Below are 23761 nucleotides of genomic sequence, written 5' to 3'. Positions count from 1 at the left end.
GAGCCTTCGAACGGCTCCGTCCCCTAGGTTCATCGCATGGCCTCGTCCTTCGACCCTGAAGACCGAGTTGCCACGGCGCGGCCGCGTCTGGTGACACGTCCGCTGCTACTGCGCTTTGTGACGGTCGTCGGCTCCTCGGCGAGCTTCTTCCTGCTGCTGTCGGTCGTCCCGGTGTACGCGCAGAGCGTGCCGGGCCGGGGCAGTGACCAGGCGGGCCTGGTCACCGGTGCGTTGATGCTGGCCACGGTGGGCGGTGAGTTGATGGCCCCATGGCTGGCCGCACGCTGTGGCCACCGCGTGTTGTTGGGGGCGGGGTTGTTGTTGCTCGGGGCTCCTGCACTGGTCCTGACCGCGTCGCGGAGTATGGGGTGGATCGTGGCGGTGTGCCTTGTCCGGGGGCTCGGCTTCGCTTTCACCTTGGTGGCGGGTGGAGCGCTGACGGCGTCGCTGATCCCGCCCGAACGCCGCGGGGAGGGGCTGGCCCTGATCGGCGTCATGGCCGGTGTGCCGTCGCTGGTGTGCCTGCCGCTCGGGACCTGGCTGGCATTGCACACGGGGTACGGGCCCGTCTGCACAGCAGCGGCACTTCTTGCCCTGGTCTCCATCGCCGCCGTCCCGGGCCTGCCCGGCCGGGAAGCGGCGTCGGGGCCGCCCCTGGGAATTGTCGCCGGGGTTCGTTCCGGCACGCTCGGCCGGCCCACGGCCGTGTTCGCGGTGACGGCAGTGGGCGCGGGGATCGTCGTCACCTTTCTGCCACTGGCCGTGGCGCCGGGCAATTCCGGCGTGGTCGCCGCGGCTCTCTTCGTGCAACCGGCCGCCGCGACCGCATCCCGCTGGTTCACCGGTCGGCGCGCCGACCGGCGCGGAGCCGCCGGGCTGGTCGTGCCGGGGCTGGTCGCCTCAGCCGCAGGTATCCTCGTCGTTGCCTTCACGGGCTTCCCCGTCGCGGTAGTCGTGGGTGCGGCCGTGTTCGGGGTCGGCTTCGGCATCACCCAGAGCGCAACCATCACGCTGATGTACTCCCGGGTCCCGGCCTCTGGGTACGCAACGGTGAGCGCCCTGTGGAATGTCGCCTATGACGCGGGTATGGGCATCGGCGCCGTCGGTTTCGGCGTGGTGGCCGGCTTGACCGGCTACCCCTGGGCATTCGCCCTGACCGCGCTCCTGATGCTGACGGCTCTCGTTCCCGCCTGGTGGGAGATTGACAATTGCTCCCGCCGGCGCTCGCCTACTTGACTCCGGCTCCTCCAACGCGGGACGTAATCGCCTGCTTGGAATCGGCCACGCTCGCGTTCAGCGGCTTCAACCAGATCCAGCGCCTGGCCGTCGCCGATGGCGGCCACCTGGTGATTCACCCCGCAACTGGCTAGGTTGCCCTCACCTCGTCCGATTCTCACAGGGGGAGTGGTAGCCGTGCGGCAACGGCACATGACCTTCCGGGCGATCGAGGTCGGCGACGGCGGCGACGGGCGGTGGGCCGCCTACGCCCGGGTCCTGTGGCAGGAGATGGAGGGCCTGTTGACCGAGGAGGGCCAGACTCCGCAGGGCGCGGACCGTGTTCGGGCGCTGTTTCGTGCGCACATGCCGGAACTGGTCCCGGTTCTGGACCGCCTGGCCGGCCAACTCGACCGGCCCGAGGCGGAAGTCTTTCTCACCCACGCGGCACTGCGGCCGTTCTCCCCGGCCTGCACCCAGATCGGCACGAACGGCACTCTGCTGCGCAACTATGACCTACGGCCCGATCAGTGCGAGGGCACCATCGTCTCCTCCTGCTTCCTGCGCCCCGTGATCGGGATGCAGGACATGCTGTGGGGCTTGCAGGACGGCATGAACAACGCCGGTCTCGCGGTCTCGCTCACCTGGGGCGGACGTTCCGTCTACGGACGCGGCTTCGCCATTCTCATCGTGGTGCGCTACCTGCTGGAGACGTGCGACACCGTCGATGAGGCGGTCGGCAGGCTGCGGTCCCTGCCGGTCGCCGTTCCACAGAACCTCACCCTTGTCGATCCCGCGAAGGCGGTGACGGTGTTCGTGGGGCCGGATATGTCGCCGACGGTGGCGCCGGATGCCTGCGCCGCCAATCACCAGCACCTGCCGGTGACCGACGGGCAGGAGCGGGCCTTGCGGACGCAGGAGCGGCTGCGCGCCATTCGCGCCGCGGGTGCGGACGTGGCGGCGATGCTGAAGCCGCCGCTGTACCAATCCGTCGACGAGCAGGGGTCGAGAACGCTCTACACAGCCCACTACCGGCCCGTCGAGGGCCGCGTGACGTACTACTGGCCCGGTGCGTCCTGGCAACAGTCCTTCGGCGACTTCACGCCCGGATCCCGCACCGTGACCTTGGGCCGGGCCGGCTGAGAGGCTTTCCGGACCCCCGCTCACCCCTGCACGAAGATCTCGCAAGAACGTGATTTCACCCGCCGCCCACAGGCCCTCCCCCGGCCGGCCCCGCCACGGCCGCGCGATGAACCGGCAGCGGCTCGGCACCGCTCCAACGGCCGGACGAGCGCCCGGCCCGATACACCCCGACAAGGCGTCTCTCGCTACGCGGTCACCAATCCACAGGTCTTGACAATTGCTCTCTCCAGGCGTGTCCGACGACGTGTGGAACGAGGCCGCCGCCCACTACGACGACCGGCAACTGGCGGCGCTCGTCATGACGGTCGCCACCATCAACGCCTGGAACCGGATCGGCGTCAGCACCCGCATGGTGGCCGGCTCACAACGAGCCGACAGGGCCTGAAACTCGCCAAGGGGGCTGCGGGCGCGGAAGCACAGCAGCTCTCGGATACGTCCGGGTGGGATTCCGGCCGCCCAGGAGTTGTTTGCCGTGGCGAGCGCCGGGCCCTGGCGGGGCACTGCCTCACGTCCGGCCCGGCCCGTACGCCAGGCCACCCCACGCCGATCCACCAGCTCTCAGCCCTCAATTGTTTTCAAGTCGCACGCGTGCCAGGACACTTGCCGTCCGTGCTCCCGTGCGGGGCAAGGGCCGGGCACAGTTGGGGCCCGACCAGCGGGTTTGCGGGGCGAACCGCAGGCCCTCGTGTGGGTGCGGGCCGGTGTTCTCCGCGCCGATCTCCCTTACCCGCGCGCCCAGTTGGGCTGACCGGCGGGGCGAGGACAGAGCATGGCCGAGAAACCCGGTTATTTATTCCGGATCATTGACGAAAAAGACGGAAGGCCACCATGCTGTTTGGCATGCGGACAGCGGGCCGCCACGGAGGCCGGCCTCAAGATGACCCCGGCTGACAGCGGGGCCGGGCCGTCCTCGGCCACATGAAGCGCGGCGCCCACATCCCCGCGCGGCTGAGCGGCAATCCCGCGCGATCCGGGCGGAGTTGAGCGTCGGTGCCGCGCGTGCAAGGCCACTGCCAGTGGCAATCCGACCACAGCCATGAAGATCACGATGCGTTTCACAGCGCCACGAGCTGTGGCGCGAGAGACGCGAAAGAAAGGAGAGTTGTGATGGGGGAAGACTTCGGCGTGAACTCGACCGGAGCCCATAAGCACCCTGTGTTCTCCCGCCGGCGGATGCTCGGTGTGTCCGGGGCTGCCGGGCTGGCCGCGTTGGGCGCTGCGGGGTCCCGGGACGATGTGTCCGGACCGAGTAGGAACGCCGGACCGGGCCAGAGTGCGGAAGCGGGGCAGAAGGCAGGGCAGAGCCAGAACGCGGGGCTGAGCCAGGACGCCGTGCCGGGCGAGGATGCGGCTCGCGTTACGGCACCGCCCCCGGTCGGGGTCCTCGGGGCGAACTTCAACGGTGACCCGGGCAAGTTGAGGTTCGAGCAGTTGGAGGATGTCGAGGCCACTTGGCTGCGTGGGTTCTACCCCATGCGCGACGCCGACGGTTCCTCCGCGGACGAAATCGCCGGGAGCCCGCAGATCGGAATGCTCCTGGAGGCCGGTGCACGTGGATACGGCACGGTCCTGTCGCTGAAATTCGAGTACAAAGAGAATCCCATCCCGACCCCGGGCAGCGATGCCTGGACGACCGCGTTCGAGCGTCTGGAAAAGGTACTGCCGGTCGTCATGAACAAGGTCGACATCCTGGTGATCGGCAACGAACCGTTCATCGAAAGCATGCCCGAGGACCGCAACAGCCGCCTCAACGTCTTCTACGAGAAGCTTGCCCAACGCGTCATCGCCTACCGCGACGAGAACTCGGCGGACAAGACCGAGCTCTACATGGGTGCGCTCAACCACCTCGATGACGAGAGCAGGATCACACGTGCCAAGAAGCGCTGGATGCGCTTCGTGAGCAACACCATGGCCATCAGGGGAGTGGACATCCATCCGCACCTGGCGGTCCCGGGCGACGGCCAGGACTACCTCACATTCATACTCGACGGCCCCGATGGCCTGCGCGCCGACCAGAAGTTCCTTGCCACCGAATTCTCCCTGGTCAACCTCTGGTTGGACCACCTGACGGACCCGGTCTCCGCCGAATTCGCACACGATTACCCGAAGGAGCAGGGGAAAGAGGTGTGGGAGGTGCTCAAGGGAGCCATCGATGACCCCTCCACCCAGGAGGATGAGCGCTTCACCCAGAAGAAGTGGGACGATTTCCTCGCCATGAGCCCCTGGTTCAAGAGCAACAACACCTTTCTCCAGGACCAGGTCGAGAAGTTCCGCAGCACCGAAAAGCTCGCGGTGGCCACCTACGGGGTGATCCAGGACGACGCCATGACGACGGACTTCACCGAGACGAAACAGCCGTGGATCCTCAACAGCCTGTTCTGCCCGTACACCGTGGTGGACGGCGAGGACGGTCTGCCCGGACGGAACCGTGTGTGGATCGACCAGTTCCGCGCACTGCAGAAGACCTGACGGCCACGGCCGCCCGTCAGACCCGGGGGCGGCCGTACCGCGCGTCGTTGTCACGCGTCGGCACCAGCGCGGCGAGCGCTGAGCTGGTGTCCCGCAGGTCTTCGGGGAGGTACTCCACCGCACCGACACCACGACCGCGATCCAGCCTCCGGCGCACGCTCATCGTGGCACCCAGGTCCTTGCTCAACCCGACGGTCTCCACCAGATCGGACAGGAACAGCATGTGTTCGTCGATTCGGCTCTGCTCGCCGGCGGCGGCGCGGACCTCCGCGATGAGCGCGTCGCGCACCACGTGGTCGGGGTAGTGGCGTTGCCTCGCGGGGAATCGGAAGAGGCCGGTGTGCCGGCCGGGCCTGGGGCGCAGTACGCCTCGCTCGGCGAGCGCCGCCCGGTGCAGCGAGAACCCTTGATGGTGCCGCCGGAACCACCAGGGGAGGCGGACGCGGCCGTGTCCGGAAGCGGAACCGTGCTGCTGCAACTCGGCCAGCAACTCGTCGGCCCAGGCGAGGCCGGTAGGGCCGGCGTCCAGCAGCTCGATCTCGACACCGTGCGTGCGGTAGACGTCGAAGCCGAGCATCCTGGATTTCCGGGAACGGACCAGCAGCTTGCGGCGCAGCGCGAGTTCGCCGAGTTCGGCCGCCGCGCATCCGATCACCGCCCGAGCGGAGCCGTGCACCTTGCCGGAGGCCAGGTGTGAGAGCAGGACGAACTCCTCGGGCAGGGACAGGTTCCGCGGCGGAGGCACGGACATGTGACTCGTCTTCCCTTCTTCTGGCGGGCGGCCGGGCGGCCGGGCGGCCGGGCGGCCGGGCGGGCAGGCCGGGCAACTGTCAGCCTGTCAGCCGCGGTACGTACGCAGGTAGCCGAACCGGGCGACGGCTCCCGCCGCGTTCAATGAGATCAGGCCGATCCAGCCGCAGCCACATGGTGTCCGCGGTCGGTCCGCCGAACGTCTCGCCGTACGCCACCGGGGTCGGCGGTGTGGTGGTCGGACGCTCGCCCTCCTTGGCGAACTCGCTGTTGCGCAGAAAGACACAGAAGTCACACGCTGCCTACGCCGCCGCCTCTCCCGCCACGGCGATCTCCGGCACGCCGTCCCGGGGGACGTCGGACCGTCCCGGCTTCTCGAACTGCGTCCGGTACAGCTCCGCGTACCGTCCGCCCGCCGCGAGCAGTTCCTCGTGCGTGCCGCGCTCGACGATCCGTCCCGCCTCGACGACGAGGATCCGGTCGGCGGCCCGTACCGTCGACAGCCGGTGTGCGATGACGACCGCGGTGCGCCCCTCCAGGGCCTCGGTGAGCGCCTCCTGCACGGCGGCTTCGGAGGTGTTGTCCAGGTGGGCCGTGGCCTCGTCGAGGACGACCACCCGCTGGCGGGCCAGCAGCAGCCGGGCGATGGTCACTCGTGTTTGCTCCACAGGCACCGCAGCGCGTCGCCGCCGAAGTCCCGGTTTATGAATCCCCAGACGTACGACATCTCGGCCGTCTTGTCCGGGTGCCTGCTGTCGTTCAGGTACCGGACCCACTCGTTCAGGATGTCCCAGCGGAGCGCGCTGACGATCACGCCGGTCGGTGCCTCGCTCGGTAGACCTTGATGATCCTGTCGAGATCGTCGTACACCAGCCCGTACCGGTCGTTGACCATGGATGGGGCGAGGCTGATATCCGTGCGGAGGTCCTTGCCCGTGCGGGCGTCGAGAGTCATGGGACCGTTGGCTTCGGCGTAGACCAGGCCGTGCCACGCTGAGGTCACCTGCGGCACGATCCGGTTCGCGGCTTCGTCCGGCAGGCGCCACAGTACGCGCGCGCTGCGCAGGTCCACGGCTGTGACGGTGGCGGAACCGGATCCATCGGTACCGGAGCAGACAGTCGTGGTCCAGCCGTCGTAGTGACAGTCAGATGCCCCATCCTTCATGTCCAGACTGGTCTTCCCCGTGACCGGGTCGACAAGCAGGTCTTCTTGCCCGATCCCGCCTGCCAGGGTCAGCCCAGGACCTGGATCGGCCGTCAGCCCCTCGCCGATGACGACTTGCCGCTTCCACAACTGGCGGCCGTCCGAGGTTGACTTGCCCACGAAAACGCCGTCGTCGCGCCTACCGACGGCCACCGTGTCCTCCAGATCGACCCCTTCGAAGTCCCGGTCGGTCCAGACCAGTCGGCCAGTTCGCACGTCGACCAGGGCACTGGAGCCGTCCTCAGCGGATACGAGTACCCGCCGGTCGGTGGCCCCGACGATGTGAGCGGTGGGAACCGCAGTGCCGTCGCCCTCCACGACGTCACGTGTCCAAAGCGCCTTGCCGGTAGCCGCGTCGTACGCGGCGACCGTGATGGCGTGGTGGCCCGCGGAGGTACCTCTCCCCTCGGTGCTTCTGGCGAAAGCGCCGATCACGGCGGTGCCTGCCAGGCGCGGCGCCAGCGCGACGGAGTCCCCGTCCGGCACCTTCTTGCACCATGTGATTTCCCCGTCGTCCAGCCGGTAGGCGGTGATGCCGACGTCCTTTGTGTCGTAGGTGTACGCAAGACGGTCGCCGAGTGCCAGGAAGTCGCCGGCACCGCCACCGAAGGTTGGTGGCAATGGCCACTGCCCTCCGTACCAGTCGAACGAGCCGATGGCTTCTGGCTCGAAGTCCTGGGGTGGGCCCTGCGGCCGCGTTCCGCCGCTGCCCGCAATCGAGGTCGAGCCCGATGAGGCCTCGCGCGGTGCCTTTCCCTCGGCGGGCGCCTGGCCGCCGCCACAGGCGGCCAGGGAGCACACCGCGATGGAGGCGGCTGCCCTCACGAGTACTCGTCCCCACATCTTCCGCGTCCTCCTGGGCACGCCAACCGCAGCTGCATAACGTGGACTTCGCATCCCGACCCGTCTTCGTACCGACAGAGACCCGTCTTCGTACCGATAGGCACGTAGAAACCTTGCGTGCGTGACGGGCGGCGGCGCCCTGTGCTCCGTACCGCCACAGCCTGGACCGTACGGAGCACAGGGCGTGCCTCTCCTCGAAAGATCACAAAAGAGCAGGACCGACCGCTACAGACCGCGTCGGTGGCCTTCTGTGGCCTTCGTTGGTCGTCGGTCAGCGGTCCTGGGCGAGGGCGTACAGCTCGCTCAGGAGGCTTCCCTTTGTTGCGACGAGTTCGTGACGGCTACGCGCCGCCGTCAGCAGCGGCGCCGGGGGAGGTGAAGAAGCAGCATGGCTTTTCCCGCCCCGCACGTCCAGGACGTCGTCACGGCCGGGGCGTTGACGATCTCCCGCATCTGGCCGCCTCACGTCGAGCGGGAACTGGGCGCGGCACCGCCTTCACCAGCCCCGCCGGACCCCACAGCCGCCCCGGCACCGCCGACCGCGCGGCAGGTCACCGGCTGGCTCACCCGCCGGCCAGCCTCGCTCACCGAGGACGAACACCAGCAGCTCAAAGCGGTCCTGGACACCTGCCCCGAGCTGGCCACCGCGCACCAACTCGTCCGTGACTTCGGTGACATGCTCACCCAGCAGACCGGCGTCCTCCTGCCCGCCTGGATCGACGAGGCTCTTACGGCGGACCTGCCCGGCCTGACCGGTTTCGCCCGCGACCTCACCAATGATCTCGACGCCGTCACCGCCGGGCTCACCCTCCGCTGGAGCTCGGGCGGTACCGAGGGCGCCGTGAACCGCATCAAAAAGATCAAGAGGCAGCTGTATGGGCGCGCCGAATTCGAACTCCTACGGAAGATGATCCTGCTCGCGTGACCCGCCGCGACGGCTGCCTGCGCCAACGCAGGTTGGGCATTGTCACCGGAGGTTGGTCACCAGTAGGTTCGAGCCGCTGACGTTCGAGCGACAGGGGATGCGGGGCCTCGGGTGGCACTGCTGGACACACTGGTGACAACGGCCGCCGGGGCGCTGTCCGCCACGATCGGGGTCCTGGTCGGGGGCATTGTCACGCACCGGGCCCAGGACCGTCAGTGGCTGCGGGACAAGCAACTGATCGCTTACCAGGAACTGATCAGCCACTACGCCAAGTTCACGATGACCATCAGCCGCGCCCATGCCGACCGACAGGGATGGGACTACGACTGGAGCGAGTGGAGTGCAGCCCTGACCCGTGCCAGCCTGGTCGCCCCCGCCGCCGTCGCGGCGGAGATCGACAACTTCGGCAAGGCCATCGGCGCGTTCCTGGACCAGGTGGCGCGTGACCCGGCACGCGACCCGTCGCGTGATCCGTTGAGCGCGGAGGAGTTCGCCCAAGCCAATCGTGCGCCCGCCCAGGCGCAGGTGCAGTTGGTCAACGCCATACGACGGTCACTGAGCAAAGATCAGAAGGAACTGCCCTTCTGGATAGGCGGATCCCTCGCGGGCCGTCACGACCACCCCTGACAGACACGGAACGCCCTTCCACGGCCCACTTTCGCCCAGCGCACCCCGGCTCAGACACGGGAATCGAACACGCCCTTCACCGACCGTGACAGCTTCCCGTGATCGCTGCCAGAGCCCACCTCACAACGCCTGATCTTCACAAGTCACCCGCGAATTGGGGCCAGTTGGAGTCGCCTGGGTGGAGCCGCTGAATGGCTCTGGCACAGATCTTGGGGACCGGTCGCAGAGGGTCACTGGAGCAGGATCATCTTGCGGAGTAGTTCGAATCCGGCTCGGCCGTAGAGCTGCCTCTTGATCTTTTTCACGCGTGTCACGGCGCCCTCGGTGCCGCCGGAGCTCCAGTGCAGGGTCAGTCCGGCGATCACGGCTTCGAGGTCGGAGGTCAGTCCGCGGGCGAAACCGGTGATCCCGGGCAGCTGTGCGGCGCGGGCGGTGTTGATCCAGTCCGGCAGGTCAGCGCCGGTGCGCTGGGTGAGCGTCGGTCGCGGGCCAGTTGGCCGATCCCGGCAGCTGCATGCCGAGCGATTCGGCCATGCAGGCCATGGTCGAGGCGGTGCCCATTGTCATGCGTTGGCCGGTCGAGCGGGCCATGCGGCCCTCGGCGAAGAAGCACTCCTCCTGGGTCATCCGGCCGGTCGTGAGGTCCTTCTCGAACTGTCTGACCGCGGTGCCCGAGCCGACGTCCCGGCCCCGGTATTTGCCGTTGAGCATCGGCCCGCCGGTGACCATCACCGCCGGCAGGTCGACGCCGGCGGCGTGCGGAAGAGCAGGGCGCCGGCTCGGAGGCGCTGACGGCTATGCCGATCGTCGTGCGGCCGTCGAAGACCTCGTGGCCGAAGCCCTGGTTGCGCATCCAGGAGCGGTAGATCATGCCGGCCCGGCCCTCGGCGCCGAACCAGGACTGGCTGCGGCGGTCGGGGCGGGCGTTGTCGGCTGCGTTTACCTCAGTCGCGGGGGTTCGCACCTGGGAGGCTTCAGAAGTTGTCGATGTACTGCTGGCGGATCGTGAGGGCGGCGAGGGTGCCGTACAGCAGCACCGCCCAGATCAGCGCCGCTACCCGGTAGTTGCGGATCTTCAGGGGGCGGGGGAGTGACTTGCGGTTGAGGACGAGCAGCAGGATGGAGTAGACGAACATCATCAGGCCCGACACACAGGCGGAGATGACGAGCAGCACCAGCGGCTGGTCGAAGCCGGCGAGCAGGATCGCGGCGCCGACGGCGACGACCCCCCACACCAGCCAGAAGTACAGCTTGCTTTCGGTGACGGGGCGCCGGCGGAGATACGTCGACTTGAGGATGTCCGCTGCCATCCGCGACGTGTAGTCCACGATGCCGGTCGCCGCGGTGAAGAGGGAGAAGGCGCCGATCAGCCAGAACGTCGTACCGAACCAGCCGCCGACGGTCGACTTCAGCTCCTCGCCCTCGGCCTCCACGAAGGAGACGTCGTTGGCCAGGCCCTCCATGCCGAAGACCGTGGAGTGCGCGAGCAGCGAGGTCAGCACGATGGTCACGATGGTGACCAGGACGAACGTCATGCCCTGCTCAAGGTTGGCCAGCCGCCACCAGCGCCGCCAGCGGGACATGTTCTCGCGGTCGGCCGGGTCGAAGACGTAGCCCGCGGCGGCCTCGGTGGTCGAGGCTGCCTCCTCCTTGCCGGTGATCGGGCTGACCACCCGCGGCACGTAGCGGCCCATGCCGAAGCCCTTGTCGCGGATCCAGTTCGACTGGCAGAGGTTCTGCCCGCCGCCGGCGCCCGCGTACGCGATGGCGCCCATGAGCACCGCGACGCTCAGCTCGGTGGGCATCCGGCCGAAGTGCGTGGCGCCGTCGGGGAGGTCGCCCCAGCTGGAGGCCTCGACGGCGAGCAGGACGGCCAGGACGAAGAAGACGGCGACGACGGCCAGTTTGAAGAAGAGCAGCTTCTCCAGCGCGTTGTAGACCACGGGAGCCAGGGTCAGCATCGCCCCGATCGCGGCCAGCAGGCAGATGCCGATGATCGCCGGATCGCCGCCGAAGACGTAACTCAGCATCGTCGCGGAGCTGGTCGCCCAGCCGGGCCAGAGGTTGGCGGCGTAGGTGAAGACCACCATCACCGCGCCCCAGTGCTTCCAGTACCGGTTGAACCCGGAGACGGCGGTCTCGCCGGTGGCGAGCGTGTAGCGCTCGACCTCCATGTTGATGAACCACTGGGTGAGCACGCCGACCACGGCGCCCCAGAGAAACACCAGGCCGGCCTGCGAGGCGATGTACGGCCAGAGGATGAACTCCCCGGAGGAGAGCCCGACTCCGGCCGCTACGACGCCGGGGCCGATGATCGGCCACACCCGTCTCGGCGGGGCGGGGAGCTCGCGGAGCTCGGGGGCCGGGAGATTCTGTGTGCGCAGGGGGAACGCGCTGCTGTGCGTTGGGGTCGCGTGGCCTGAAGCATGCGTCATGCCGAGCACTCTCTTCGTTGAGGACGGCTCTCGCGAGGGCAGTTGACGGGGAAAGTTAAATCATTCGATGTTTGCCGTCGAGGGGGCGGGAGGAACATTTATGCGCAGACATCGGACGATGCATGAGGACGATGCATGAGTGGGCGGTCGACGAGCTGGTACGCCGGATCGTGTCGGGGGAGGCCGCGCCCGGGGACGCGCTGCCGGTCGAGGAGAAGCTGGCCGCCGAGCTCGGGGTGAGCCGCGGGGTGCTGCGCGAGGCGGTCAAGTCGGTGGTGGGCAAGGGGATGCCGGGCATCAGACCGCGCACCGGTACCAGGGTGCTGCCGCCCGCGGGGTGGGACTACCTGGACGCGGACGTGCTGCGCCGGCGGCAGGAGTACGAGCCCCGCCGGCTGCTGCGGGAGACCGTTGAGCTGAGCCGCAGGGTGGAGCCGGCCGCGGCCCGGCCGGCCGCCGCGCGGCGATCGCCCGGCTACGTCGAGGCGGACGCCGCCGTCACCGCGCCCTGCTCGACGCCGGCGGCAACCGGCTCTTCGGCTCGCTGGGCCGCGCCCTGGACGTCGCCCTCCAGCACAGCTTCACGATCAGCAGCGCGGCCTACGGCCGAACTACGCGACGGCGCCGCCGAGTTCGCCGACGAACAGACCCCGCCACTCTCCGAGAAGGAACACGGCCGACCTACGAGCCCTGCCCGGCGACGCGATCCGCTGCATGCCGCAGCGCTCGAGTACGCCGAGCGCGTGCTGGAACTGGGCCGGTCCGGATGGGGCCACAGGTCGGAGCCGAAACACCGCAGGAGTTCTCGCTTCGCCCGCGTCCGCGCGGCACCCGCTGGCAGGTCGGTGCCGTCCGCAGGTCGATGCCGTCGGCATCGACCATCCGCGGGAGCTCCTGGGTGACCACGGCACCGACGAACCGTTCACCCTCGCCCTCGAAGGTGTACGCGCCACCCTCGATCCGCTCGATCAGGCCGCGGGTCCACTCCACGCCCGCGTCCGCCGAGTGCACCCAGAAGTGCATGATCTCGCCGATGTGGCCGAGCTGGGGGTTGAGGAACATCGGAACGAAAACCGGCGCTAAGCCTCCCGCGTACCTGAGAGCGCTTTGACCTGGACTTCTTCGAGGGCGGAGCCTTCAGCAGTCGTGTTGATCATTGACTGTGTGGAGGTCCGGGGTGCCGGTCGAGTTTCTGACGGATGCACAAGCCGCTGCGTACGCGGCGTACGACGGGGCGCCGTCCCGTACGGAGTTGGAGCGGTTCTTCTTCCTGGACGACGCGGACCGGGAGCTGATCGAGGGCAAGCGGCGGTCCCACAACCGGCTGGGCTTCGCGGCCCAGCTCACGACCGCGCGCTACCTCGGGGTGTTCCTGGACGACCCGACCGACGTTCCGCCGGAGGTCGTCGACTACCTCGCCGAGCAGCTCGGCATCGCGGACGCGTCGGTACTGAAGGCGTACGGGGAACGGGAGAACACCCGGCTGGCCCACGTCCGTGAGCTTCGGAAGGTCCTGGAGTACACGGAGTTCGCCGAGGCGGAAGCCGAGTTGCGGGTGTGGGTGGATGCGCGGGCCTGGACGACCGGGGAGGGCCCGAAGGCGTTGTTCGACGCGTCGGTGGGGTGGCTGCGTGAGCGGCGGGTGCTGCTGCCCGGGTGTGACGACGCTGGCCCGGCTGGTCGCGTCGGTGCGGGAGGCGGCGAACCAGCGGCTGTGGGACAGCCTCTACGGGCTGCTGAGCATCGGTCAGCGGGCGGTGCTCGACTCGCTGCTGACTGTGCCGCTCGGTGCGCGGGTGTCGGAGCTGGACCGGCTGCGGCGCGGTCCGGTGCGGATCTCGGGGCCGCAGATGAAGTGGGCGCTTGAGCGGGCGGCGGAGATCGACGCGTTCGGGATGGGCGAGTTGGACGTGTCGGGGATACCGCCGCGGCGGCTGGCGGAGCTGTCGCGGTACGGCGTGGACGGCAAGGCGTCCACGCTGCGGCGCCACGGCGACTCCCGGCGCCTGGCCACCCTGCTGGCCACCGCGGTCTACCTGACGTCCCGGGCGGTCGATGACGCGCTGGACCTGCTGGAGGTGCTGATCGCGACGAAGCTGCTCGCGCGGGCGGAGCGGGAGACGGCGAAGCAGAAGCTGAAGACGCTGCCGAGGATGGAGCGGGCCGGGATCAGGCTGGCGACCGCGTTCCGGGTCGTGTTCGACACCACGAGCGAGCAGGTCGACACCGAGTCCGGGGAGATCAGTCCGCCGGAGGTGGCAACGCTGACGGCGATGTGGGAGCGGATCGAGGAGGTGGTGCCGCGCGAGGAGCTGGCCGCCGCGATCGCCGCGTTGTTCGAGCTGGCGCCGCCGATCGACTCGGACGCGGACGAGGCATGGCGGACGATGCTGGTCGCCCGGTTCCCCACCGTACGGCCGTTCCTGACACTCCTCGTCCAGGTTGTCGACTTCGGCGCCACCCCGGAGGGCCTGCCGGTCCTCAAGGCGCTGAAGTCACTGCCCGACCTGATGGGGCGCAAGAAGGTGAGCCCAGATGAGATCGACACGTCGCTGCTGACCGGCTCGTGGCGGCGGCTGGTCCTGTCCGCGCCGCACATGGAGCCGGGGACGGTCGACTGGAAGGCGTACGTGTTCTGCGTGCTGGAGTCCTTCCACCGGCTGCTGCGCCGGCGGGAGGTGTTCGCGAAGAACTCCTCGAAGTGGGGCGACCCGCGGGCAAAGCTGCTGGACGGCGAGGGATGGGAGCAGGTCCGCCCGACCGTGCTGGCCTCCCTGAACCTGCCCGGCGAGGCGGGTGAGCACCTGGCGGCGCGGGCCGCGCTGCTGGACGGCACATACCGGGAGGTCGCCGGGCGGGTGCCGGCGAACTCCCAGATCGTGTTCGACGACGACGGCCGCCTGCACTTCGCCGCCCTGGAGCCGGAGCCCGAACCCGCCTCCCTGAGCGACTTGCGGAAGGCGGTGGAGGCAATGATGCCCCGCGTCGACCTGCCGGAGGTGCTGTTGGAGGTGTTCTCGTGGACCGGCGCCGACCAGGCGTTCACCTCGATCACCGGCGGCGAGGCCCGGCTCAAGGACCTGCACGTGACGGTCGCCGCGCTGCTGGTCGCGCACGGCTGCAACATCGGCTACACGCCGGTCATCGGCGGGATCGACGAGCTGAAGTACGGCAGGCTGTCGCACGTCGACCAGACGTATCTGCGGCTGGCCACCTACCGGGCCGCGAACGCCACCCTCATCGAGCACCAGGCGTCCATCGGCCTCGCGCAGGCGTGGGGCGGCGGGCTGGTCGCCTCCGTGGACGGCATGCGGTTCGTCGTCCCCGTCCCCTCGGTCTACGCCCGGCCGAACCCCAAGTACTTCGGGCGCCGGGGCGGCGCCACCTGGCTCAACATGATCAACGACCAGGCGGCGGGGCTCGGCGGGAAGGTGGTGGCCGGCACCCCGCGCGACTCCCTGTACGTGCTCGATGTCCTCTACGACCGCGACGGCGGCAAGCGCCCGGAGACGATCGTCACGGACACCGCCTCGTACAGCGACATCGTCTTTGGACTCCTCACCCTGGCCGGGTTCGCGTACGCGCCGCAGCTCGCTGACCTGCCGGACCAGAAGATGTGGCGCATCGACCGCACTGCCGACTACGGCGCCTTCCAGGAAGCGGCCCGCGGCCGGGTCGACCTCGCCCGGATCGAGCGCTGGTGGGAGGACATCCTGCGGATCATCGGCTCCATCCACACCGGCGCGGTGCGCGCGTACGACGTGATCCGGATGCTGTCGCGGGACGGGCGGCCGACCCCGCTGGGGGACGCGATCGCGCACTACGGGCGGATCGCCAAGTCCCTGCACATCCTGCGGCTGGCCGACGAGCCCGGCTACTGCCGCCAGATCAAGGCGCAGGCCAACCTCCAGGAGGGCCGCCACGCACTCGCCCGGAAGATCTTCCACGGCCGCTCGGGGCAGCTCTACCAGCGCTACCAGGACGGCATGGAGGACCAGCTCGGCGCGCTCGGCCTGGTCCTCAACGCCGTCGTCCTCTTCAACACGAGGTACATGGACGCCGCGGTGAACCAGCTGCGGGCGGACGGGTTCGACGTCCGCGACGAGGATGTCGCCCGCCTCTCGCCGTTCGTGCGACAGCACATCAACATGCTGGGCCGGTACTCGTTCAAGCTGCCCGAGCTGCCCAGCGGTATGCGCCCGCTGCGCGACAAGGACGCTGCCGACGACGAGTGACGTCGTACGGCGGCGCGTCGAGGTCGCCACCATCTTGACCTAGGCGTCCGGGCTGGCCAGAGCCCCGGAGCTGGTTCCGCGGGTCGTCACAACGGCCGGGGCCGTTACGGCTTCGCGGACCCGCTCGGCGGCCCGTCGGCGGGCCCGGTACGCCTTCTGTCGGCAGGCGAGGCGGTCGTAGAGGGCGTCCCGGCGGTGGCCGCGACGGCGGCGTACCCCCGCGGTCGGTCAGCGGGCGGTGAGCCCGGTGAGCAGGAGGGCGAGCCATCGGGCGCGGGCGGTGGGTGGCTGGTCGGCGGGGAGGGTGTAGAGCATCAGGTACAGGTCGTCGACGGTGAAGTCGGCGCGCAGACCGCCCTGGGCTTGTGCGGTGCGGATGAGCCGGCCGAGGGCCTGGGTGACGCGGGTCTCCACCTCCTGCATGGCGGGGTGGGCTGCGTGGTCGGCGCCGAGCGCGTACGCGGCTGCTTTGACGGCGCGGTTGTGGGCGACGGTGTCCATCACGCGGCTGAGGAAGCCGGTCAGCTCCGCCATGGCGGGTGAACCCTGGCTCTCGCGTTGCAGGCACTCTTCGGCGTCGTCGGCGAGTGTTTCGAACGAGGCGGCGACCACGGATGCGACCAGGTCGCTCTTGTTCGGGAAGTGCTTGTACAGGGTTCCGACCGCGACGCCCGCAGCAGCGGCGATCTGCTCCATCGACACCTCGGGCCCGTGCTCGGTGATCTGCTCATGCGCCGCGGTCATGATCCTGGCGCGGTTGCGGGCCGCGTCGGCACGCAGCGGTCGGGGTGAGGTCATGGAGCCCTCCGGGACCATTTGACGAAAGATGAATGATGCTTCACTCTACAACATGAAGCGTCATTCACTTTATGGAGGTTGATCATGGCCAGCACGACCGACCGGTGGACCGAACAGGACATCCCTGCCCAGGACGGCAGGGTCGCCGTCGTCACCGGCGCCAACAGCGGCCTCGGGCTGCAGGCCGCGCGGGCCCTGGCCGAGCATGGCGCGCACGTCGTCCTCGCCGTGCGCAACCTCGACAAGGGCCGCGAGGCCCTCGCCCGCATCAGCGAGCGTGCCCCGGGCGCCAAGCTCAGCCTCCAGCGCCTGGACCTCGCCTCCCTCAAATCGGTACGCGCGGCCGCCGATGAGCTGCACACGGCGCATCCGAAGATCGACCTGCTCATCAACAACGCGGGCGTGATGTTCACACCCCGGCAGAAGACCGAGGACGGGTTCGACATGCAGTTCGGGGTCAACCACCTCGGGCACTTCGCGCTCACCGGCCTGCTGCTGGACCTGATGCTGCCCGTGCCCGGCTCCCGGGTGGTCACCGTCAGCAGCTTCGGCCACCGCATCCGGGCCGACATCCACTTCGACGACCTGCAGTTCGACCGCTCCTACAACCGGGTTGTCGCCTACGGTCAGGCCAAGCTGGCCAACCTGATGTTCACCTACGAACTCCAGCGCCGCCTCGCCCCGCACCACACCACCATCGCCGCCGCCGCGCATCCCGGCGCGTCGGATACCGAACTCACTCAGAACATGAGCGGCCTGGTGCGCAAGGGGGCCGAACTGGTCCAGCCTCTGCTGGCCCAGCCGGCCGCCATGGGAGCGCTGCCCACCCTGAGGGCGGCCACCGATCCCGCCGTCACCGGAGGCCAGTTCTACGGCCCCAACGGCATGGGCGGAACCCGCGGATACCCCGAGGTGGTCGCCTCCAGCAAGAAGTCCCACGACACGGCCGTCCAGCAGCGCCTGTGGGCCGTGTCCGAGCAGCTCACCGACGTCCGGTTCTCCGTCTGAGGCCTCCACCCGCGATCCGGCCGACCAAGAGGAGAGAGTCGGCCTGCGCTGCTACTCGCGGGCCCCGGAGGATCTTGGCCGACTATGCCCGTGGCGGCGTGGGCGCCGGGACGGCGGTAGGGCACACCGGTGACAGCAGGGTCAGCGGCGCGCGTCGCCGGGTGCGAGCAGGCTGGTGACCTCGGCGATCGCTTCCGCCGACGGGTGGAAGTAGCGCCGTACGTTCTCCGGCTTCTTGTGCCGGGACTTGGCCATCAGCATCGGCAGGCTGGCCCCGGCCTCGCCGAGGTGGGTGAGCCCGGAATGCCGGTATTCGTGCAGGTCCCAGCCCGTGCCCGGTACGCCGCCGATGGCCGTGTGCGCATCCAGCAGGGCGCGGGCCTGGCCGTAAGACAGCCGGACCAGCCCGGTGTCCGGGCACACGTCACGCGGCGCGATGGCCTTGCTGGGACCCGGCTTGCGGTGGGTGACGAACACCGGCCCCCGCGTACGGCCCTTGATCAGCCGGGGCAGCAGGCGGGCGGTACCGGCGTCCCAGTACACGGGCTCCAGGACGTAGTCCTCGCGCGTAACGCCGCGGCGGCGGGTGCGCGGCTTCGCGCCCTTGGCCTTCACCGGAGCCCGGCGCCCGGCGAGGTCCAGCTCCTCGATGTTGACGCCCAGGATCTCCTCCGACCGCGCGACGGTTTCGTAGAGCATCCGCCACAGCGTCTTCTCCCGGAGATGGACGTCGCGGCGGGCGATCAGCCGGTCGACCGCCATCTTCGAGCGGGCCGGAGTCTCCGAGTCCGGCGGGGGCATCCGCTTCACCCAGGCTGGCACCTTCGGGCCGTCGTACCCGCGCTCGGCACACCAGCCCAGCCAGGACAGCACCGCCGCCCGGCGGGCGTTCCACGTGTTGACCGCCGCCTCGCCCCACAGTTGTTCGAGGGCGCCGCCGATCTCGTCGTCCGCGACGGTGGCGAGCGGGCGGGCCTCGCCGAGGTGTTCGGCGGTCTTGCCGACGCCGATTCCGTACGACCGGAGCGTGTTCGCGTTGTCCAGCGAGTCGAGGAACACGTCGGCCGCCGCGCGGACGGTCAACGCCTTCCCGGCAGGCAGTCGTACGACAGCGGGCACCGCTTCCCCTTGCCACAGATAACGGGGCCGCTTCGCGCACGGCCCCGAGAACGTCGCCGCAGGTCGTGATCAGCGATGCCGCAGATAATAGGGCGTTATCTGCGGGAAGACTTCAGACGGGTCCGGCCGCCGACGCTCCGTCAGCCGCCCACCAGGGCCGACAGATCCTTAGCGCCGGTTTTCGTTCCGATGTTCCTCAACCCCCTGCCCACGCGGCCGCCAACTGCACTGCGAGCGTGCCGAGCTCGTACCGGTCCTCCAGCAGGAACTGCACCGTGCGCCCGTTGCGCGAGGGCGAGGCTGTGCGCCGGACCTGGGTGTAGCGGACACCAGCGGCCTGCTGCGCCTTGCGGGCACGGGCCTTGGGGCCGCTCGCACCGGACTTGGTCATGAGGAGCGATCTCCGCTCCAGGGCCCCCGCTGCCCCGCAGAGTCGATGACGCGCGGGCATGGGCGAAACGGTGCGGGACCGTCCCTGGAACCGAGTCGGTTCCGGTGTCCTTCGCCTGGTGCATGACCGGTGCGGGGTACCGGACGCAGGCTCGCGGCGTGCGCATCCTGCCGCAGCCCAGAACCATAGCGGCACAGCAGATCAACGAGACGGCACGACACCGCACCTGCCGAAGCAGTCCGCAGGACCCGCCCGCGTGACCGCCCGGGAAACGAGTCGTTGTCCCGGCTGGTGCCGCCTTTTCATGTCCGCTGTGACGGTGCCCGGCCGAGTGCCGCATCAGCCCCCGACTGATACGGACAGGTAAGCCCTAGACGCACTGCGTCGTTCACAGCGCCCACCGTGTGGCCCCGCCACCTGAGGAGTGCCGGATGGCGGGGACCGGCCGGAGAGCGCACCGCCATGACCTCGTATCCGCGCAAGCGCCCTGTACGGCGCAGCGAGACCCCCCGAGGCCTCCAGCAGCCTGAAGGCCTCCAGCAGATCCGTGACGCCCTGCCACCCGCTCCTGGGGCGCGTACCGTGCCGCCGGCCCCGCGCCCGGCCGGTGACGGAGTGCCGGACGAGCTGCTCGCGCTGGTCACCCATCACTGCCGCCACATCAACGCCTACCTCGCCCGCGCCCAGAGCCTCGGCACGCAGCACCAGGCCTGCATGAGCGAATGGCGGCGCCTGATCCTGTATGCCCTGACCGACGCCCTCGCTCACAACCACCTCCTGGTCGGCACGATCGCCGCCTACCTCCAGCGCCAGGACCTTGACCCCGAACTCCTGCGCCGCTACCTGCAGTCACCCGACCCCGACCGCTACATCACCCGCCACGCGGTCAAACACCTCGACGGTCTGACCAATGCCACACCCGAAGAACGCGCCGAGCCGACATGGACCTACGTCGGCCGGAGCATCGCCCGCGCCACCGAGTGACGAGGCCGGCAACTGGGAGGGAGCGACTGAAGCGACTCATGGCCGAAGTCGCTGTCGCAGACAAGCCGTCGCAGGCTCGTGTCGGTCGCTCAGTCGCTTCAGTCGCTTGGATCGCTGCCGCGGTGAAGGAGCAGCGACCGAAGGGCAGCTACTCAGCGACTGTCCGGTCGCTGCTCTCGGTTGGCGTGAAACGCTCAGGTCAGCGCGATGCGGAGGAGTTCGCAGCGACTGAAGCGACCCAAGGTCGGGGTATATGAGTCCGTTCGGGTGTGTGCGTGTGTGCCATATATAGGAAGCTTCAGTCGCTTCAGTCGCTGTTCTGGGTTCTGCACTTCGCTGACCTGGTGCTTTACCCGAGGCGTGGTAGTAGCGACTGACCGTGTCTCGGTCGCTGGCCCCTGGGTCGGGTCGCTGCCAAACGGCAGCGCGCAAACAACGCGTGGCGACCAGGGAGGGCCGGGCGGTTGCGGCGGAGGGTGAAGGACACTCTCCGACAGCTGCTCACCGACTGGCTCGGGCCGTACGGCATCCCAGTCCTCGTGGTCCGCGGCTTCGGCTCCCAGTCGTACGTCGACGTCGTCCGCGAACGCACCGCCGGTGACCCGCGCGCAGCGCATGTGGCCGCCGGCGCGCCGACTCTGAACGAGATGGCGGCTGCCATGGGTGATGTGGATGCCGACGATGAGATGGTGAAGGCCGCTCCGTCGCGGGACACTATTACCCCTCCGGCTCACGGGCGGTGGGCCGCCGTCCTGGTCGGAACTTTCGCTGGGTACCCGCTCGGGGCGCTGTACGGGGGCGGACTCATCCTCGCGGGACCGGCCGGACGCAAGACGACCATCCCGTTCGGCCCGTTTCTGATCGCCGGGGCACTCGTCGGCGTACTCGTGGGCTCCCACCCGGAGGACTGGGCAGGGCCGTCTTGGCGGCGCGGGACGGCTGCTCGTCGGCGTAGCCCCGCCCGCGCCGCGCACTCGGCGCCGAGGCGCGGTGCCGGGCACCAGAATGACCCGCCGAAAAAATGTGCGCGGGGGTGTCGATTCAGGCAGGCTCCGTACGACGCAGGGGTGAGAGAACGACATCAACACGAGAGGTGAAGGCCATGCCCAAGGTCCGCGTACACAACGTGACGATCTCCCTCGACGGCTTCGCGGCCGGCGTGAACCAGCGACTGGACGCCCCGTTCGGCGACGGCGTCGGCTGGGGTGACGACCTGCACAGCTGGTTCGTCTCCGCGACGGAAGACTCCGCCGCGGGGAAGACCGGAATCGACGTCGACTACTTCGCCCGCGGCGACCAGAACATCGGCGCCACGATCATGGGGCGGAACATGTTCGGGCCACAGCGCGGGCCGTGGGAGGACGAGTCCTGGAAGGGCTGGTGGGGCGACAACCCGCCCTACCACCACGATGTTTTCGTGCACACCCACCATCTGCGCCCGACGCTGGAGATGGACGGCGGAACGACCTTCCATTTCACCGATGAGTCGCTGGAGACGGTGCTCCAGCGCGCGTTCGACGCCGCGGGCGGCAAAGACGTCCGGATCGGCGGCGGCGCGGCGGTCATCCAGCAGTATCTGCGTGCCGGGCTGATCGACGAGCTCCACCTGGTGATCGCGCCGATGCTCATCGGGCGCGGGGAGCGGCTGCTCGACAATCTGGGTGACGGGATCGACGGCTACCGGGTGTCCGAGATGGTCGGCTCGCCGACCGTCACGCACGCGGTGCTGGTCCGCCGCTGACGCGCGGGGTCAGGGTTTGCCGGGGTGGGTGTGCTGCCGCGCCCGCCTCGGTGGTTCGTCGTCGTGCTCTTGGCCCTCGTCGCTGCGCGGCGGGCAGTCGGCGGGCGCCGTCGGTGTACGGGCTCAGTGGGTGTGCCGGGGCCGGCCCCGTGTGGGGGTGGGGCCAGCCACCTGATCGTGGCCGAACACCGCGACGGTGTCACCGCGACAATCACGGTCGCCTTGCAGGGCCGCTCCTCACGCTTCGTCGACATGGCGCAGACGTAGAAGAAGATCTGTACGGTCTCAAATTTCGTGTCGGAATCTCACGGCTGGTGCTGGATGGAAGTCGGATCCGACGTGGCGCTGAGACATGCGGGTCGCACCTGTACCTCGTTTGCGTTGAACGCCGACGTTTGGACGGCCAAGCGGCCGCGCCGGGAACAGCCGGTCCGGTCTGCGCGGTTGCATCGACCGAGGGACCGGCGCCGCACGGTCGGGGAACACGGAGACCACAAGGTCGTCCGCCCCGCCAGGATCCGGGCCCCAGGATCGCGGTACGCCCGCCGCGCACTCGGACCAAGACGTATTTCTGCAGGAGGACTGTTTCATGACTGACCGGCCCTTGACGCTCATGGCAGTACACGCCCACCCCGACGACGAGGCCACCGGAACCGGAGGGGTCCTCGCGCGGTACGCGGCGGAAGGCATCCGCACGGTTCTCGTGACGTGTACCGACGGCGGTTGCGGTGACGGACCGGGGGGTGTCAAGCCGGGCGATCCCGGGCACGATCCGGCGGCGGTCGCCTTGATGCGCCGTCAAGAACTTGAGGCCAGCTGTGACGTCCTGAAGGTCAGCGATCTGGAGATGCTGGACTATGCCGACTCCGGGATGGCGGGCTGGCCGAGCAACGACGCCCCCGGATCCTTCTGGCAGACCCCCGTGGAGGAAGGCGCCTCCCGACTCGCGGAACTCATGCGGCACTACCGACCTGATGTGGTCGTCACGTACGACGAGAACGGCTTCTACGGCCACCCCGACCACATCCAGGCCCACCGCATCACGATGGCGGCGCTGGAGATGACCGCGCTGGCACCGAAGGTGTACTGGACCACGATGCCCCGCTCGATGATGCAGCGGTTCGGCGAGATCATGCGCGAGTTTCATGAGGACATGCCGGAGCCGGATCCTGCCGAGGCCGCCGCGCTGGCCGAGATCGGCCTCCCCGACGATGAGATCACCACGTGGGTGGACACCACCGCGTTCAGCGGTCAGAAGTTCGATGCGTTGGCCGCGCACGCCAGTCAGGGCGAGAACATCTTTTTCGTCAAGATGGGCAAGGAGAGGTTCGGCGAGTTGATGGGCATGGAGACCTTTGTACGTGTCCAGGACGCCACCGGCGCGGCCGTACCCGAGAACGATCTCTTCGCCGGACTGCGCTGATCCGCCGTCCGACCGGCCGGACACCAACCGCGAGACCCTACAAGATCTCTGTAGGTTCGCATTTCGGATGACCCTTTCTCATCGGGTTGCTCCTTCGTGGATATCCCCGGCTTCAGCCGGGGGAGGAAACGAAGCTCCTGCGGAGCAGGGCAGGAAAAGCCGGTTCGCCGCGAGGGCGGACCGGCGTCCCCCTCCAACTACCCGCAGTCCGTCACAAACTGATGCGGTAATATGTGAACCGTGAAGACCACCCACGTGAAGCGGGCGTTCAAGTACCGCTTCTATCCGACCGATGCGCAGGCGGCCGAGCTGTCGCGCACGTTCGGGTGCGTGCGGAAGGTCTACAACCTGGCCCTCGCGGCGCGCACGCAAGCGTGGACGCGGCAAGAGCGGGTGAACTACAACCAGACGTCGGCGATGCTGACGGCCTGGAAGAAGACCGAGGAACTCGC

Annotated in this window: 19 protein-coding genes and 6 pseudogenes; 14 read left to right on the top strand and 11 right to left on the bottom strand. The window is 69.0% G+C overall.

Annotated elements, in window-relative coordinates; translation table 11 throughout:
- The first annotated feature begins 36 nt into the window (after nt 1-36).
- From GAS53_RS32055 to GAS53_RS32040, 4 genes are all read left to right on the top strand, one after another.
- On the top strand, nt 37-1236 hold the full coding sequence (locus GAS53_RS32055; protein WP_151481233.1) for an MFS transporter: 1200 nt from the start codon (nt 37-39) through the stop codon (nt 1234-1236).
- 177 nt (nt 1237-1413) lie between these two features.
- Entirely contained in the window at nt 1414-2358 is a 945-nt protein-coding gene (locus GAS53_RS32050) for a C45 family autoproteolytic acyltransferase/hydolase (protein WP_151481232.1), read from the top strand.
- Between the two features lie 232 nt (nt 2359-2590).
- Nucleotides 2591-2743 carry a carboxymuconolactone decarboxylase family protein gene (locus GAS53_RS32045; RefSeq protein WP_192583365.1) on the top strand — a complete coding sequence of 51 codons (153 nt, stop codon included), beginning with the start codon at nt 2591-2593 and terminating at the stop codon, nt 2741-2743.
- A gap of 605 nt (nt 2744-3348) precedes the next feature.
- On the top strand, nt 3349-4827 hold the full coding sequence (locus tag GAS53_RS32040) for a hypothetical protein (protein WP_225859214.1): 1479 nt from the start codon (nt 3349-3351) through the stop codon (nt 4825-4827).
- Between the two features lie 16 nt (nt 4828-4843).
- Here GAS53_RS32040 and GAS53_RS32035 read toward each other — a convergent pair whose 3' ends face one another.
- The 4 genes and pseudogenes from GAS53_RS32035 to GAS53_RS32020 form a co-directional block, all read right to left on the bottom strand.
- Entirely contained in the window at nt 4844-5578 is a 735-nt protein-coding gene (locus tag GAS53_RS32035; protein ID WP_151481231.1) for a GPP34 family phosphoprotein, read from the bottom strand.
- Between the two features lie 301 nt (nt 5579-5879).
- A pseudogene (locus GAS53_RS32025) lies at nt 5880-6242 on the bottom strand (ABC transporter ATP-binding protein); the annotation flags it as partial.
- Nucleotides 6227-6391: a hypothetical protein gene (locus tag GAS53_RS55405; RefSeq protein ID WP_192583364.1), complete on the bottom strand. Its 165-nt coding sequence runs from the start codon at nt 6389-6391 to the stop codon at nt 6227-6229. The pseudogene GAS53_RS32025 and the gene GAS53_RS55405, both read right to left, overlap by 16 nt.
- Nucleotides 6388-7605: an outer membrane protein assembly factor BamB family protein gene (locus GAS53_RS32020; protein WP_192583363.1), complete on the bottom strand. Its 1218-nt coding sequence runs from the start codon at nt 7603-7605 to the stop codon at nt 6388-6390. The genes GAS53_RS55405 and GAS53_RS32020 overlap by 4 nt, the downstream gene beginning before the upstream one ends.
- A 406-nt stretch (nt 7606-8011) precedes the next feature.
- On the opposite strand from GAS53_RS32020, the gene GAS53_RS32015 reads away from it, so the two are divergent.
- Both GAS53_RS32015 and GAS53_RS32010 read left to right on the top strand, forming a co-directional pair.
- Nucleotides 8012-8548 (top strand): transposase, encoded by a 537-nt coding sequence (locus tag GAS53_RS32015; protein ID WP_151481229.1) that lies wholly within the window; start codon nt 8012-8014, stop codon nt 8546-8548.
- A 111-nt stretch (nt 8549-8659) separates the two neighbouring features.
- On the top strand, nt 8660-9175 hold the full coding sequence (locus GAS53_RS32010) for a hypothetical protein (RefSeq protein ID WP_151481228.1): 516 nt from the start codon (nt 8660-8662) through the stop codon (nt 9173-9175).
- Between the two features lie 230 nt (nt 9176-9405).
- Here the strand turns inward: GAS53_RS32010 and GAS53_RS32005 are convergent, their stop codons facing one another.
- From GAS53_RS32005 to GAS53_RS31995, 3 genes and pseudogenes are all read right to left on the bottom strand, one after another.
- Entirely contained in the window at nt 9406-9582 is a 177-nt protein-coding gene (locus tag GAS53_RS32005; RefSeq protein ID WP_398940117.1) for a hypothetical protein, read from the bottom strand.
- A gap of 67 nt (nt 9583-9649) precedes the next feature.
- Nucleotides 9650-10046 (bottom strand): annotated as a pseudogene (locus tag GAS53_RS32000) (dihydroxy-acid dehydratase domain-containing protein); the annotation flags it as partial.
- A 103-nt stretch (nt 10047-10149) separates the two neighbouring features.
- Complete coding sequence (locus GAS53_RS31995) at nt 10150-11610, bottom strand: Nramp family divalent metal transporter (protein ID WP_151481227.1); 1461 nt, start codon at nt 11608-11610, stop codon at nt 10150-10152.
- Nucleotides 11611-11681: 71 nt separating this feature from the next.
- Between GAS53_RS31995 and GAS53_RS58820 the strand changes: the two are divergent.
- A pseudogene (locus GAS53_RS58820) lies at nt 11682-12217 on the top strand (FadR/GntR family transcriptional regulator); the annotation flags it as partial.
- Between the two features lie 284 nt (nt 12218-12501).
- Here the strand turns inward: GAS53_RS58820 and GAS53_RS56685 are convergent.
- Nucleotides 12502-12654, bottom strand: a pseudogene (locus tag GAS53_RS56685) (PadR family transcriptional regulator); the annotation flags it as partial.
- A gap of 133 nt (nt 12655-12787) precedes the next feature.
- Between GAS53_RS56685 and GAS53_RS31980 the strand changes: the two are divergent.
- A pseudogene (locus GAS53_RS31980) lies at nt 12788-15845 on the top strand (Tn3 family transposase).
- A 228-nt stretch (nt 15846-16073) separates the two neighbouring features.
- Here the strand turns inward: GAS53_RS31980 and GAS53_RS31975 are convergent.
- The gene (locus GAS53_RS31975) at nt 16074-16643 is read right to left on the bottom strand and encodes a TetR/AcrR family transcriptional regulator (RefSeq protein ID WP_151481226.1); all 570 of its coding nucleotides are present in this window, start codon (nt 16641-16643) and stop codon (nt 16074-16076) included.
- Between the two features lie 84 nt (nt 16644-16727).
- Here GAS53_RS31975 and GAS53_RS31970 point away from each other — a divergent pair, with 84 nt between their 5' ends.
- Nucleotides 16728-17651 (top strand): SDR family NAD(P)-dependent oxidoreductase, encoded by a 924-nt coding sequence (locus tag GAS53_RS31970; RefSeq protein ID WP_151481225.1) that lies wholly within the window; start codon nt 16728-16730, stop codon nt 17649-17651.
- A gap of 141 nt (nt 17652-17792) precedes the next feature.
- Here GAS53_RS31970 and GAS53_RS31965 read toward each other — a convergent pair whose 3' ends face one another.
- Entirely contained in the window at nt 17793-18770 is a 978-nt protein-coding gene (locus GAS53_RS31965; RefSeq protein ID WP_151481224.1) for a tyrosine-type recombinase/integrase, read from the bottom strand.
- Between the two features lie 196 nt (nt 18771-18966).
- Nucleotides 18967-19161 carry a hypothetical protein gene (locus tag GAS53_RS31960; RefSeq protein WP_151481223.1) on the bottom strand — a complete coding sequence of 65 codons (195 nt, stop codon included), beginning with the start codon at nt 19159-19161 and terminating at the stop codon, nt 18967-18969.
- 462 nt (nt 19162-19623) lie between these two features.
- Between GAS53_RS31960 and GAS53_RS31955 the strand changes: the two genes are divergently transcribed.
- From GAS53_RS31955 to GAS53_RS31935, 5 genes and pseudogenes are all read left to right on the top strand, one after another.
- Nucleotides 19624-20145: a hypothetical protein gene (locus tag GAS53_RS31955; RefSeq protein ID WP_151481222.1), complete on the top strand. Its 522-nt coding sequence runs from the start codon at nt 19624-19626 to the stop codon at nt 20143-20145.
- 740 nt (nt 20146-20885) lie between these two features.
- A pseudogene (locus GAS53_RS56680) lies at nt 20886-21044 on the top strand (prepilin peptidase); the annotation flags it as partial.
- A gap of 203 nt (nt 21045-21247) precedes the next feature.
- Nucleotides 21248-21886, top strand: a complete 639-nt coding sequence (locus tag GAS53_RS31945) for a dihydrofolate reductase family protein (protein ID WP_151481221.1) — start codon at nt 21248-21250, stop codon at nt 21884-21886.
- Between the two features lie 589 nt (nt 21887-22475).
- Nucleotides 22476-23309 (top strand): PIG-L family deacetylase, encoded by an 834-nt coding sequence (locus tag GAS53_RS31940; protein ID WP_151481220.1) that lies wholly within the window; start codon nt 22476-22478, stop codon nt 23307-23309.
- A gap of 240 nt (nt 23310-23549) precedes the next feature.
- Nucleotides 23550-23761, top strand: a 212-nt coding sequence (locus GAS53_RS31935; protein WP_151481219.1) for a helix-turn-helix domain-containing protein, incomplete at its 3' end; no start/stop codon positions are given.

The sequence above is a fragment of the Streptomyces albicerus genome, assembly GCF_008905045.1.
Classification (GTDB): domain Bacteria; phylum Actinomycetota; class Actinomycetes; order Streptomycetales; family Streptomycetaceae; genus Streptomyces; species Streptomyces albicerus.
This window is presented reverse-complemented; position numbering and strand designations above follow the sequence as displayed.

Coding starts and splice junctions, on each gene's coding strand:
- GAS53_RS32055 (WP_151481233.1), top strand. CDS start 37: ATGGCCTCGTCCTTCGACCCTGAAGACCGAGTTGCCACGGCGCGGCCG.
- GAS53_RS32035 (WP_151481231.1), bottom strand. CDS start 5,578: ATGTCCGTGCCTCCGCCGCGGAACCTGTCCCTGCCCGAGGAGTTCGTC.
- GAS53_RS32015 (WP_151481229.1), top strand. CDS start 8,012: ATGGCTTTTCCCGCCCCGCACGTCCAGGACGTCGTCACGGCCGGGGCG.
- GAS53_RS31995 (WP_151481227.1), bottom strand. CDS start 11,610: ATGACGCATGCTTCAGGCCACGCGACCCCAACGCACAGCAGCGCGTTC.
- GAS53_RS31975 (WP_151481226.1), bottom strand. CDS start 16,643: ATGACCTCACCCCGACCGCTGCGTGCCGACGCGGCCCGCAACCGCGCC.
- GAS53_RS31970 (WP_151481225.1), top strand. CDS start 16,728: ATGGCCAGCACGACCGACCGGTGGACCGAACAGGACATCCCTGCCCAG.
- GAS53_RS31960 (WP_151481223.1), bottom strand. CDS start 19,161: ATGACCAAGTCCGGTGCGAGCGGCCCCAAGGCCCGTGCCCGCAAGGCG.
- GAS53_RS31955 (WP_151481222.1), top strand. CDS start 19,624: ATGACCTCGTATCCGCGCAAGCGCCCTGTACGGCGCAGCGAGACCCCC.
- GAS53_RS31945 (WP_151481221.1), top strand. CDS start 21,248: ATGCCCAAGGTCCGCGTACACAACGTGACGATCTCCCTCGACGGCTTC.
- GAS53_RS31940 (WP_151481220.1), top strand. CDS start 22,476: ATGACTGACCGGCCCTTGACGCTCATGGCAGTACACGCCCACCCCGAC.